This is a genomic window from Agromyces luteolus, assembly GCF_009729855.1.
Lineage (GTDB): Bacteria > Actinomycetota > Actinomycetes > Actinomycetales > Microbacteriaceae > Agromyces > Agromyces luteolus.
The window spans coordinates 32,262-44,989 of record NZ_WODA01000019.1 but is presented as its reverse complement, the minus strand read 5'-3'; the positions used below and the strand labels follow the sequence as shown (position 1 = coordinate 44,989).

The 12,728-nt window shown below is 72.6% G+C and carries 12 protein-coding genes; 2 read left to right on the top strand and 10 right to left on the bottom strand.

Translation table 11 applies throughout. From position 1 onward, the window contains the following. Positions 1–304: 304 nt before the first annotated feature. Both GLX25_RS10205 and tyrS read right to left on the bottom strand, forming a co-directional pair. Entirely contained in the window at positions 305–1,669 is a 1,365-nt protein-coding gene (locus GLX25_RS10205; RefSeq protein ID WP_155842390.1) for a CoA transferase, read from the bottom strand. A gap of 6 nt (positions 1,670–1,675) precedes the next feature. Next, the gene (gene tyrS / locus GLX25_RS10200; protein WP_271192601.1) at positions 1,676–2,977 is read right to left on the bottom strand and encodes a tyrosine--tRNA ligase; all 1,302 of its coding nucleotides are present in this window, start codon (positions 2,975–2,977) and stop codon (positions 1,676–1,678) included. A 106-nt stretch (positions 2,978–3,083) separates the two neighbouring features. Between tyrS and GLX25_RS10195 the strand changes: the two genes are divergently transcribed. Both GLX25_RS10195 and GLX25_RS10190 read left to right on the top strand, forming a co-directional pair. Continuing rightward, positions 3,084–3,719, top strand: a complete 636-nt coding sequence (locus tag GLX25_RS10195; RefSeq protein ID WP_240898295.1) for a SatD family protein — start codon at positions 3,084–3,086, stop codon at positions 3,717–3,719. Positions 3,720–3,806: 87 nt separating this feature from the next. Next, positions 3,807–4,403, top strand: coding sequence for a hypothetical protein (locus GLX25_RS10190; protein ID WP_155842389.1), 597 nt, complete (start codon positions 3,807–3,809; stop codon positions 4,401–4,403). 48 nt (positions 4,404–4,451) lie between these two features. Here the strand turns inward: GLX25_RS10190 and GLX25_RS10185 are convergent, their stop codons facing one another. From GLX25_RS10185 to GLX25_RS10150, 8 genes are all read right to left on the bottom strand, one after another. Then, a complete protein-coding gene (locus tag GLX25_RS10185) occupies positions 4,452–5,102 on the bottom strand; it encodes a DNA-3-methyladenine glycosylase (protein ID WP_240898299.1) in 651 nt (216 codons plus the stop codon). A gap of 23 nt (positions 5,103–5,125) precedes the next feature. Beyond that, the gene (gene argH / locus GLX25_RS10180) at positions 5,126–6,559 is read right to left on the bottom strand and encodes an argininosuccinate lyase (RefSeq protein WP_155842388.1); all 1,434 of its coding nucleotides are present in this window, start codon (positions 6,557–6,559) and stop codon (positions 5,126–5,128) included. A gap of 2 nt (positions 6,560–6,561) precedes the next feature. Then, complete coding sequence (gene argF, locus GLX25_RS10175; RefSeq protein WP_155842387.1) at positions 6,562–7,491, bottom strand: ornithine carbamoyltransferase; 930 nt, start codon at positions 7,489–7,491, stop codon at positions 6,562–6,564. A 58-nt stretch (positions 7,492–7,549) separates the two neighbouring features. Next, complete coding sequence (locus tag GLX25_RS10170) at positions 7,550–8,707, bottom strand: acetylornithine transaminase (protein ID WP_155842396.1); 1,158 nt, start codon at positions 8,705–8,707, stop codon at positions 7,550–7,552. Between the two features lie 38 nt (positions 8,708–8,745). Further along, a complete protein-coding gene (gene argB, locus GLX25_RS10165) occupies positions 8,746–9,720 on the bottom strand; it encodes an acetylglutamate kinase (RefSeq protein ID WP_240898298.1) in 975 nt (324 codons plus the stop codon). 17 nt (positions 9,721–9,737) lie between these two features. Beyond that, the gene (argJ, locus tag GLX25_RS10160) at positions 9,738–10,895 is read right to left on the bottom strand and encodes a bifunctional glutamate N-acetyltransferase/amino-acid acetyltransferase ArgJ (protein ID WP_166548695.1); all 1,158 of its coding nucleotides are present in this window, start codon (positions 10,893–10,895) and stop codon (positions 9,738–9,740) included. After that, entirely contained in the window at positions 10,892–11,935 is a 1,044-nt protein-coding gene (argC, locus tag GLX25_RS10155; protein ID WP_155842385.1) for an N-acetyl-gamma-glutamyl-phosphate reductase, read from the bottom strand. The genes argJ and argC overlap by 4 nt, the downstream gene beginning before the upstream one ends. Before the next feature lie 253 nt (positions 11,936–12,188). Beyond that, positions 12,189–12,602 (bottom strand): DUF1801 domain-containing protein, encoded by a 414-nt coding sequence (locus GLX25_RS10150; protein WP_155842384.1) that lies wholly within the window; start codon positions 12,600–12,602, stop codon positions 12,189–12,191. Positions 12,603–12,728 lie beyond the last annotated feature (126 nt).

Below are 12,728 nucleotides of genomic sequence, written 5' to 3'. Positions count from 1 at the left end.
GTTCAAAAAATTGGCATTGAACATAGTGCACGCTGTTGAGTTCTCAAGGAACGGACGCACCCGGATCACGACCGCACTGCGATCGATCATCCGAAGCGATGTTCGTCATTCATCCGGAGATCCCGTGGGACCGGTGCGGATGCTTCGAACCCGGGATCCTGCGTAAGGATCGGGGGTTCGGGATCGTGCCGCTTGAGGAGGCGAAGCTTCTCGCTTCACTCGCTCCTGTGGGGCAACGAATGAATACTCTACGGAGATCGGGCAGGGGTCGCAACTCGGCATCGCATCCCGGGCGTGTCGCGCGTCAGCGCGCCCAGGACGGCTGATCCGAACCCCACCGATGCGGCGCGTCCGGCCAGTCCACCGCACCGCGGGGCGAGGCGACGGCGGGAGCGGCGATGCGCTGCTCCCCGGCTGGTCCGACGAGCGTCACCGCATGCCGTTCGCGCGTCGCATCGTCCATCCCGGATGGCCCCGCATCGGCCCGCCTCGGCAACCCGAGGAGCTCGGCGGCCGTGCGCCGGAGCGACATCCGAGCCAGCCACGAACCTCCGACGCTCGACCGACGTCCGATCAGCGAGGTCATGGCCGCGGCGAGGAGATAGCCGGTCGAATGGTCGAGCGCCTGGGCGGGCAGTGCACCGGGCGCATCAGTCGTACCCTCGACGAGCGAGATGCCGGATGCCGCCTGGACGAGGCTGTCGAACCCACCCCGCTCCCCCGCGACGCCGTCGAATCCCCAGGCGGAGAGCTGCCCGACGACGAGCCCGGGGCGGCGCACTGCGAGGTCCGCAGGCGCGAGTCCGAGCCGATCGAGGGCCGCCGGGCGGTACCCGAGCACGATCGCGTCGGCCTCGGCGAGGAGTTCGTCGAACCGACCGGCGTCCGCGTCCGAGCGCAGGTCGAGCAGTGCCGAGCGCTTGCCGGGCCCGCCTTCGAGGTGCTGCCACTCCGGTTCGGCCGGCGACGGAGGGTCGATCCGGAGCACGTCCGCGCCGAGCAACGCGAGCGTCCGCGTCGCGACCGGCCCGGCGATCACGCGGGTGAGGTCCAGGATGCGGATGCCCGCGAGCGGTCGATCGGGGTCGGTCGACCGCCTGGCCGCCGCCTCGGCGTCGCCGATCGACGACACCTCGACGAGCGGATGCCGCCTGAGCTCGTGATCCACGTCCGGATCCTCGACCTCGACGGCGACGCACATCCCGCCGGCCCGGGTCACCGCTTCGGCGAGGTCCACGGCGGACCAGCCGCCGACCGCCGCGTCGATCGCCGCGGCATCCGCACCCTCGTCGACGTCGAGCACGCCGCGGAGCGCAGCCGCATGGTGCGGGTAGTTGCCGTGCGTGCGCACCCACCCGTCCCGCGAGCGCCGGAACCCCGAGAGCGGCGACCACACGGACGGCACCTCGCCGTCGAGACGGGCGACGCGTTCGCTCTGGAACGCCGTCGCGATGCGGGCTCCGTCGAGGCTGATCGATCCGGACGCGGCATCCGTCGACCAGGCGGCGAGGCTCGCGGCGGCCACGGATGCCGCGGCGAGCGAGGAGACGTCGAGACGCGCGGGCAGCGGCACGTCGGGCAGCGGCGCGAGGGCCGCGAGCTCGGACGGATCCCGCCCGAGGTCCGCCCACGCCCGCGCGAGGAGTCGGTCCGCTGCCTCGCGCGTCATCGGGACCTACCGGACGAACACGCCCGCGAGCGTCTTCTTGCCGCGACGGAGGACGGCCATGCCCCCGGCGTCGACCCGGCCGCCGATGATCGCCGTCTCGTCCTCGATGCGGACGTTGTCGATCGACACGCCGCCCTGTGCGATCGCGCGGCGACCCTCGCTGAGGCTCGTGACGAGGCCCGTGTCGACGAGCACCTGCACGATCGTGGCATCCGCCTCGGTCTCGGTGTGGGGCAGCTCGCGGAGCGCGGCCTCGAGCGTGCCTCGGTCGAGCCCTGCGAGGTCGCCCTGCCCGAAGAGGGCCTGCGACGCCGCGACGACGGATGCCGTGGCATCCGCGCCATGCACCAGGGTCGTCACCTCGTGGGCGAGCACCCGCTGCGCCTCGCGGCGGAAGGGCTCGTTCGCGACCTTGTCGGCGAGCTCCTCGATGCGCTCGCGGCTGAGGAACGTGAACACCTTGAGCCGGTCGATGACGTCGGCGTCGTCGGCGTTCAGCCAGAACTGGTAGAAGCGGTACGGGCTGCACATGTCGGCGTCGAGCCAGATCGCGTTGCCCTCGCTCTTGCCGAACTTCGTGCCGTCGGAGTTGGTGATGAGCGGCGTGCCGATCGCGTGCACGTGCACGCCCTCGACCCGGTGGATGAGGTCCGTGCCGCTCGTGAGGTTGCCCCACTGATCGCTGCCGCCGGTCTGCAGCACGCAGTCGTACTGGCGGTAGAGCTCGAGGTAGTCGAAGCCCTGGAGGATCTGGTAGCTGAACTCGGTGTAGCTGATGCCGGCGTCGGAGTTGAGTCGCGAGGCGACGGCGTCCTTCTTCAGCATGGTGCCGACGCGGTAGTGCTTGCCGATGTCGCGGAGGAAGTCGATCGCCGAGAGGTCGGCGGTCCAGTCGAGGTTGTTCACCATCCGGACGGCGTTGTCGCCCTCCGCGGAGAGGAACCGTCGGACCTGGGCGTCGAGGCGGCCGACCCAGTCGGCGACGGTCTCCTTGGTGTTCAGCGTGCGCTCGGCGGTGGGGCGGGGGTCGCCGATGAGGCCGGTGGAACCCCCGACCAGGCCGAGGGGCTTGTGGCCCGCGAGCTGGAGCCGCCGGAGCGTGAGGATCTGCACGAGGTTGCCCAGGTGCAGGCTCGGCGCCGTCGGGTCGAACCCGCAGTAGTACGTGACCGGGTCGCCGGCGAGCAGTCGCTTCAGCGCCGCCTCGTCGGTCGAGACGTGGACGAGGCCGCGCCAGCGCAGCTCCTCCCAGACGTCGTCGAACGAGGGGTCGTTCTGCTGCGTGGCGAGGATCACGGGGTCGGACACGAGTGCAAGGGTAGCAGCGGCCGAGGCCGGGCCGGATGAAGTCGCCAGCCTTGACCACACCGATTCAAGCTTCTATACTTCATTTCAGCCAGTCAAGGTTCCACACTTGAGACGGAGGAGCGCGATGTACGTCGTCACCGCCGACCAGATCGGGAGCCGCACGGACGTCGACCGGTCCGCGGCCATGCAACGCGAGTTGCAGGGGCGCTTCGGCGAGCTCCTGCGCCTGCCCGTCGACCAGACCGCGGGCGACGAGCTGCAGGTGCTCACCGATGACGCCGCGACCGCCACCGACCTCGTCCTGCACCTCGCGCGCGACGGGCACTGGAGCATCGGGCTCGGCGTCGGCGGCGTCAGGGAACCGCTCCCGGACGCCGTCCGCAAGGCCACGGGCGGCGCGTTCTTCGCGGCACGCGAGGCCGTCGATGCGGCCAAGCGGGCGGAGGCGCGCTTCGCGCTCCGCACCGACGGCGCCGACACCGGGCTGCTCCCTGCCGGCGAGGTCGAGGCGATCGTCCGGCTGCTCCTGCTCCTCCGCGACCGGCGCACCCCGCAGGGCTGGGAGGCGGTGGACCTGGTGCGCTCGGGTCGCTCGCAGAAGCACGCGGCCGAGCTGCTCGGCATCTCGGATGCCGCGGTCAGCCAGCGACTGCGGACCGCCATGTGGTCGGCCGACGACGAGGCGCGCCCGGCCATCGTCCGACTGATCGCCTCGCTGGACGGAGACGCTCCTCGTCGGTGACCGACGCCGTCGCTATGCTCGGACCCGACCCCGGGAGCCCGAACCCCGGATCCGGACCCGGCCCGAACCCGGGAGAGCGGAGGACCCGTGAACGTCGTCGGTGCGATGTCGGCCGCCGGATGGGCGGTGATCGTCGTCGCCCTGGGCGCGTCGGCGGTGTTCTCCGTGCTGGCGTACCTGCGCCCGCGGCCGATCCACCTCTGGCCCGCGGCGGGCGCCCTCGCGATCGCGATCGTCGCCGCCGCGACCGTGCCCGACGACGTGCCGACGGTCGCAGCACCGCTCGTCGGACTCCTCGGCATGGCCGTCGCGGTCTTCGGCGGGAGCCCGGCCGCCGCGACGGCGCTCCAACTGGCGATGGGGTCGAGCACCCCGCCCGGCGCGCACGGCGGCATCCTCGTCGCGGTCCGCTCCGACGAGGCGACGCCGCCCGGAGTCGCGCCGAGGCGGCGCGAGGTCCTGCGCGGCGGCCTCACGATCGGCGTGCTCGAACGGCTCGCCGCTGCCGGGAGCATCATCGCGGGCTTCCCCGAGGGGCTCGCGATCGTCGTCGCGGTCAAGGGCGTCGGCCGCTTCACCGAGCTCGAGGCGCCCGAGGCGCGCGAGCGGTTCATCATCGGCACGTTCGCCAGCCTCATCTGGGCGTGCGCCGCGGCGCTCGCCGTCCACCTCTCGGTCCGGTGATCGCCGGCGCCGCTCCCTGCCGCGGCGCCCGACGCACGGCGCGCGCGCTCAGTGCGACTTCGGATGCCGCCGGTACACCGAGACGCCCGGATCGCCCGGCACCCAGAACCGCCACGGGTACGAGGCCGCGCCGCCGGCCCCGCTGATCCCCGTCCGCGGCCCGGTCTCGTGCGCGAGCGGCGCGGAACGCACCTCGAGCGAGAAGGGTGCTGCGAGGAGGTCCGAGCCGTTCGCGGCGAGCGGCACGCCGAGCGCCTGCGCGAGGCGTGCCGGCCCCCGTGCGAGGTCGCGATCCGTCGAGCGCGGCCGCCGCGATCGCGCCAGGTCGAGCCCGTCGACGACGGTCCCGCCGCGCAGCAGGATGCCGGCGGAGGTGCCGGCCTCGCCGGCGACCACGTTGAGGCACACGTGCATGCCGTACGTGAAGTAGGCGTAGAGATGCCCGCCCTCACCGAACATCACCGCGTTGCGGGCCGTGCGCCCGCGGAACGCGTGCGAACCCGGGTCGACGCCGACCCCGCGGTACGCCTCGACCTCGGAGAGTCGGACGGCGACCCGTCCGTCCTCGGCGTCGTAGGCGAGCACCGCACCGAGCAGCAGCGGCGCCAACGCCACGGGGTCGCGCCGGAACCAGGCTCGATCCGGTGCCACGAGCCCCGCGTGCGACGCCGGTCGCGGCATCCGCTCGCCCATGCCCATCGCCGCCATCGCCGGATCGTCGTTCAGTCGTCTCCGCCGGGCAGGACCGACACGAGGTGCCGCACGCGGTCGGCGAGCGTCGCGAACTGGGCGTCGACGCGGGACGGCGCGGTGCCGCCGATGCCGTCGCGGCTCGCGACCGATCCCTCGATCGTGAGCACCTCGCGCACCTCGGGCACGAGGTGCGCCGAGATCGACGCCAGCGCGTCGTCGTCGACCTCGTGCAGCTCGAGCCCGTTCGTCTCGGCGTACCGGACGAGCGCGCCCGTGATCTCGTGGGCGTCGCGGAACGGCACCCGGCGCTTCACGAGCCACTCCGCGACATCCGTCGCGAGCGAGTAGCCGGCCGGCGCGAGCTCCGCCATGCGCTCGGTGTGGAACGTCAGCGACGCGACCATGCCCGTGAAGGCGGGCAGGAGCACCTCGAGCGTCTCGACCGAGTCGAAGACGGGCTCCTTGTCCTCCTGCAGATCGCGGTTGTACGCCAGTGGCAGCGCCTTGAGCGTCGACAGCAGGCCCGAGAGGTTGCCGATGAGCCGCCCGGACTTGCCGCGCGCGAGCTCGGCGATGTCGGGATTCTTCTTCTGCGGCATGATCGACGACCCGGTCGAGTAGGCGTCGTCGAGCGTGACGAAGCCGAACTCCCGCGTGTTCCAGAGGATGACCTCCTCCGAGATGCGCGAGAGGTCGATGCCGATCATGGCGGCGACGAACGCGAACTCGGCGACGACGTCGCGGCTCGCGGTGCCGTCGATCGAGTTCTCGGCGGGGTGCGCGAGGCCGAGGTCTCGGGCGACCGATGCCGCGTCGAGGCCGAGCGTCGACCCGGCGAGGGCACCGCCGCCGTAGGGCGAGACGTCCGCGCGCTTCATCCAGTCGACGAGACGCTCGAGGTCGCGCGAGAGCGCCCAGCCGTGCGCGAGCAGGTGGTGCGCGAGGAGCACGGGCTGGGCGTGCTGAAGGTGGGTGCGCCCGGGCATGATCGCCGTGCGATGCGCGTCGGCCTGTGCCGAGAGCGCGTCGATGAGGTGCACGAGCATGCGGCCGATCGTGATCGCGTGGTCCTTCAGGTAGAGGCGCACGAGCGTGGCGATCTGGTCGTTGCGGCTGCGGCCGGCGCGCAGCTTGCCGCCGAGCTCGGGGCCGACCTCGGCGATGAGCGCGGCCTCGAGCGCGCCGTGCACGTCCTCGTCGGAATCGGCGGCGACGAGTTCGCCGTCGGCCACGCGCTGCTCGAGCGCGTCGAGGCCCGCGATCATGCGGTCGAGCTCGTCGGCCTCGAGGTACCCCGCAGCGGCGAGCGCGCGGGCGTGCGCGCGCGACCCGGCGAGGTCGTAGGGAGCGAGCTGCCAGTCGAAGTGGGTCGACTTCGACAGGCGCTGCAGTTCGGGCGAGGGTCCGCCGGCGAAGCGCGCGCCCCAGAGCGATCCCTCGTTCGTGCCGTGCTGATCCGACATGCTCACGCGTCCTTCCCGGCGAGGAGCCAGACGAGCAGCGCCTTCTGCGCGTGCAGCCGGTTCTCCGCCTCGTCCCAGATGATCGACTGCGGGCCGTCGATGACGTCGGCGCTCACCTCGTAGCCGCGGTCGGCGGGCAGGCAGTGCATGAAGACGGCGTCGGGCTTCGCGAGCGACATCAGGTCGGCGTCGACCGCATAGGCCCCGAACGTGGCGACGCGGTGCGCCTTCTCGTCCTCCTTGCCCATCGACACCCAGGTGTCGGTGACGATGACGTCGGCGCCGGCCGCGGCCTCGGCGGCGTCGGTGTACAGCGCGACCGAGCCTCCGGTGGCGGCGGCGATGCGGTCCGCGTCGGCGACGACGGATGACGCGGGCGCGAACTCCTCGGGCGAGGCGACCCGCACGTGCATGCCGGCCGTCGCGCCCGCGAGCACGTACGACTGGGCCATGTTGGAGGCGCCGTCGCCCAGGAAGGCGACCGTGAGCCCGGCAAGGTCGCCCTTGTGCTCGCGGATCGTGAGGAGGTCGGCGAGCAGCTGGCACGGGTGGAAGTCGTCGGAGAGCGCGTTGACGACGGGGACCGTGGTGCCTGCGGCCATCTCGTCGAGGCCGGATTGCGCGTAGGTGCGCCAGACGATGGCCGACACCATCCGCTCGAGCACGCGTGCCGTGTCGGACGGCGTCTCCTTGCCGCCGAGCTGGCTGCTCGCGGTCGAGATGATCAGCGGCGAACCGCCGAGGTCGGCGATGCCGACCGCGAAGGAGACGCGCGTGCGGGTCGAGGACTTGTCGAAGATGACGGCGACGGTCTGCGGGCCAGCCAGCGGGGTCTCGGCCCAGCGGTCGGCCTTGAGGCGGACCGCGAGGTCGAGGATCTCGGCCTGCTCGGCGGGCGTGATGTCGTCGTCGCGGAGGAAGTGGCGGGTCATGGATGCTCCGTTCTGCGCGGGGCGAGCGGGATGGTCTTCGGTCTGGTGGGCGGCCGGGTCAGCGGGCGTCGGCGACGGTCTCGAGCGCGCGGCCGAAGCGGTCGGTGAACTCGTCGAGTTCGGCATCGCCGATGATGAGCGGCGGGGCGAGGCGGATGGTCGAGTCGTTCGCCGCATTGACGATGAGGCCGGCCCGCATTGCCGCGGCGGAGAGGTCGGACGCGACCGGTTCGCTGAGCGCGACCCCGGCGAGGAGCCCTCGCCCGCGCATGCCCGCGACGAGCGGCGAGCCCAGGCCGAGCACGCGGTCGCGCAGCTCGGCGCCGCGGCGTGCGGCGTTCTCGACGAGCCCGGCGCGTTCGATCTCCGACAGGACGGCGTTCGACACGGCGGTCGAGAGCGGGTTGCCTCCGTAGGTCGAACCGTGCTGGCCCCGCGAGTAGAGGTCGGAGGCGTGACCGAACGTCACGAGCCCGCCGATCGGGATGCCCCCGCCGATGCCCTTCGCGACGGTGATCGCATCGGGCACGATGCCGGCGTGCTGGAACGCGAACCACTCGCCCGTCCGGCCCGCGCCGGTCTGCACCTCGTCGACGACGAGGAGCGCACCGTGCCGGCGCGTCAGGTCGCGCGCCGCCTTCAGGTAGCCCTCGGGCAGCTCGAGCACGCCCGCCTCGCCCTTGATCGGCTCGACGATCAGCGCCGCGACGGAGTCGTCGAGCTCGGCCTCGAGCGCATCGATCGTCGAGGGGATGTGCGTGACCCCGCCGGGGAGCGGTTCGAACGCGTCGCGCATCGCCGGCTTGCCGGTCAGGGCGAGCGAGCCCATGGTGCGGCCGTGGAACGCGTCGACCAGGGCGAGCACACGCGTCCGGGCCCCGCCGGAGTTGTTCAGGCGTGCGAGCTTGAAGGCGGCCTCGTTCGCCTCGGCGCCCGAGTTGCCGAACCACACGCGCCCGGCGTCGCCGGCGCCGGAGAGTCGCGTGAGCCGGTCGGCCAGCTCGAGCGCGGGGTCCGTCGCGAAGTAGTTCGACACGTGCGCGAGCTTCGAGGCCTGCCGCGTCACGGCCTCGACGAACACGGGGTGCGCATGCCCGAGCGAGTTCACGGCGATGCCGGCGAGGAAGTCGAGGTACCACGTGCCGGCGTCGTCCTGGACCCATGCGCCCTCGCCGCGCTCGAGCTTGGCGAGCGGCATGCCGAGCGTCTTCATCATGCGGCGGGCGTAGTGCTCGCGCCACTCGTTCGCGTCGGTCACGAGGTCACCCCCGCGGCATCCGTCATGGCACCGTTCCCGGCGCCGACGGCCGCGGGCACGACCTCGGTGCCGATCCCCTGCCTCGTGAAGATCTCGAGCAGGATCGAGTGCGGCACGCGGCCGTCGATGATCGCGGCCTTCGGCACGCCGCCCGCGACCGCTTCGAGGCACGCCGTCATCTTCGGGATCATGCCCGACTCGAGCGACGGCAGCAGCGCCTCGAGCTCGGGCACGTCGATCTCGGAGACGAGCGAGTCGCGGTTCGGCCAGTCGCGGTAGAGGCCCGCGACGTCGGTCAGGATGACGAGCTTCGCCGCGCCGAGCGCGACCGCGAGCGAGGCGGCGGCCGAATCGGCGTTGACGTTCAGCGACTGGCCGGGCTGGTCGAGGTCGGGCGCGATCGAGGACACCACGGGGATGCGGCCGGCGTCGAGCTGCGCGAGCACGGCCTCGGGGTCGACCTGCACGACATCGCCGACGAGTCCGAGGTCGACCTCGACGCCGTCGACGATCGCGCCGCGACGACGGCCGCGGAACAGTCCCGCGTCCTCACCGGAGAGCCCGGCCGCGAGCGGGCCGTGCTCGTTGATGAGGCTCACGAGCTCGCGGTTCACCTGGCCCGACAGCACCATGCGGACGACGTCCATGGTCTCGGGGGTCGTGACCCGGTAGCCGCCGCGGAACTCGCTCGCGATGCCCAGCCGGTCGAGCATCGAGGAGATCTGCGGGCCGCCGCCGTGCACGACGACCGGGCGGATGCCGGCGTAGCGGAGGTACACCATGTCCTCAGCGAACGCGCGCTGCAGTTCGGGGCTCACCATCGCGTTGCCGCCGAACTTCACGACGATCGTCTCGCCGTGGAAGCGCTTCAGCCACGGCAGCGCCTCGATCAGGGTTCCGGCCTTGCGGGCGGCGGCGGCCGCGTCGCTGCGCGCGTCGGCGTCGGCGGACGCGTCGGCGTCGGGGGTCATCTGCTCCTCGCTCATGCTCAGCTCGAGTACGCGCTGTTCTCGTGCACGTAGTCGTGCGTGAGGTCGTTCGTCCAGATCGTGGCGGATGCCTCGCCCGCGTGCAGCTCGACGATCACGCTCGTCGCGCGGGGCGTGAGGTCCACGTCCTCGCGCGGGCGATCGGGCCGCCCGGCGTGGCAGACCCGGACGCCGTTCATCGTCACGTCGACGAGGTACGGGTCGAACGGCGCGGAGGTCGTGCCGATCGCGGCGAGCACCCGGCCCCAGTTCGGGTCGTTGCCGAAGATCGCGGCCTTGAAGAGGTTGTTCCGGGCGATCGAGCGGCCCACCTCGACGGCGTCGTCCTCCGTGACGGCGCCGCGCACCTCGATCGCGATGTCGTGGCTCGCGCCCTCGGCATCGCCCTGCAGTTGCAGTGCGAGGTCGCGGCACGCGGTCGTGAGCGCCTCGACGAAGGTCTCGGGGTCGGGGGCGACGCCCGAGGCGCCGGACGCGAGCAGCGTGACCTGGTCGTTCGTCGACATGCAGCCGTCGGAGTCGAGGCGGTCGAACGTCGCCCGCGTGGCCCGGCGGAGCGCCGCGCGGAGGCCCGCCGAGTCGACGACGGCGTCGGTCGTCAGCACCACGAGCATCGTCGCGAGGCCCGGCGCGAGCATGCCCGCACCCTTCGCCATGCCGCCGATGCGCCATCCGTCGACCACGACCTCGACCGTCTTCGGCTTCGTGTCGGTCGTCATGATCGCGCGCGCCGCGTCCGCTCCGGCCGCCTCGTCGCCGGCGAGCCGGTTCGCCGCGGAGAGCACGCCCTCCTCGAGCACCTCGCCGTCGAGCTGGTCGCCGATGAGCCCGGTCGAGCAGACGAGCACGTCGCCCGCCGAGATCCCGAGGGCGGATGCCGCGGCCTCCGCCGTCCGGTGCGTGACCTGGAACCCCTCGGGCCCCGTGAAGCAGTTCGCACCGCCGGAGTTCAGCACGATCGCGGCGACCGTGCCGTCCTTGACGACCTGCTCGGACCACAGGATCGGATTCGCCTTCGCCCGGTTCGAGGTGAAGACCGCGGCGCCCGCCTGCAGCGGGCCTCGGTTCACGATGACGGCGAGGTCGAGCGCGCCGGAGCGCTTGATGCCGGCCGCGATGCCGGCGGCGTCGAATCCCTGGGGTGCGGTCACGCTCACGGTGCGACTCCGTTCACGGGGAGCCCGGTCGCCTCGGCGAGGCTGAGGGCGATGTTGGCGGACTGGATGGCGGCGCCGGCGGTGCCCTTCACGAGGTTGTCGACCGCGGTCACGACGACGACGCGCCCCGCAGCCTCGTCGACAGCGAGGCCGATGAGCGCGGTGTTGGCTCCGAGCACGTCGGCCGTGCGCGGGAACTGGCCCTCGGGCAGGACCTGCACGAAGGGCTCCCCCGCGTACGCGTCCTCCCAGGCCGCCCGCACGGTCGCCGCATCCGTCCCCGGCACGACCCGTGCGGTCGAGGTCGCGAGGATGCCGCGGGACATCGGCACGATCACGGGCGTGAACGAGATCGTCGGCGACGCCGCGCCCGCCCAGCGCAGCGCCTGCTGGATCTCGGGGATGTGGCGATGCGTGCCGCCGACGGCATACGGGTTCGCCGAGCCGAGGATCTCGGAGCCGAGGAGGTGCGCCTTGAGCGCCCGACCGGCGCCCGACGGCCCGACGGCGAGCACCGAGACGAGGTCGGCGTCCTCGATGACGCCGGCGCGGATGCCGGGCGCGAGCGAGATGGACACCGTCGAGGCGTTGCAACCCGGTGCGGCGATGCGCCGCGTGCGGGCCAGCCGCGTGCGCTGCGTGCCCGAGAGGCGCGGCAGCTCGGGCACGCCGTACTCCCACGCGCCGTGGAAGTCGCCGCCGTAGAACGCCGCCCAGTCGCCGGCGTCCTCGAGCCGGTGGTCGGCACCGCAGTCGATCACGAGCGTGTCCGCGGCGAGCTCGGCCGCGATCGCGCCCGACGCGCCGTGGGGCAGGGCGAGGAAGACCACGTCGTGCCCGGCGAGGGTCTCGGCCGAGGTCTCCTTGAGCGTGAGGTGCGTGTAGCTGCGCAGGTGCGGCTGGACGGCGGTGAGCGGCTGGCCGGCGTTCGAGTGCGCGGTCACGGTCCGCACGTCGAACTCGGGATGGTCGGCGAGGAGGCGCAGCAGCTCCCCGCCCGCATAGCCGGACGCGCCGGAGACGGCGACGGTAAACGTCATGGAATCCACCTTATTGGGCTGAACGATCGGGGTGACGGCTCCGGCGACACCCCGGGCGGCAGGCTCAGGCCGCCGCGGGAGTCGCCTGGATTCGGCGCTCGCCCCGACGTCGGCCGCGCAGCACGTCGGCACGCACGACGTGCGCGGTCTCGGCGTGCCGGGTGGTGGACATGCGGCGACCCTAGTCGCCTGCGCGGGCGCCGTGCAAATCGCGTGACGACGCGATCGAGCGGATGCCTCGTGGCGGCGTCGATCAGACGTCGTCGCCGCGCGTGCGCACCCAGGCCCGATCGACGAGCGCCTCGAGCACCCCGAGGTCGACGGTCGAGAGGCGGCCGACCCAGAGGCATCCGGCCCCGACCTTGACCTTGCCGAGCCGGTCGATGAGCTCGTCGGCGCCCGGGGTCTGCAGTCCGTACAGCGAGATCGACGCCTTCCGCGGCGAGAACCCGACGACCGGCATGTCTCCCTCGCGGCCCGAGTCGTAGCGGTAGTGGTGCAACCCGTACCCGACGATCGTCGGGCCCCACATGACCGCGTCGGTGTCGGTCACGCGATCGAAGAGTTCGCGGAGCGCCCGCCCGTCGTCGCGACGGCCGGCGGGTTCGACCGCGTCGAGGAACTCCGACACCGAGGCTCCCGTGGGAACCGTCTTCGCTTCGGCCATGCTCAACGGTACCGCCGCAGGGGCGGCACGGCGAGGATCCGATCCGCGCGTCCGGCGCGGCGCAAGGCGGCGCGGCGCGAGGCTGCGCGGCGCGAGGCGGCGGCGTCGGCGTCGGCGACCGACGCG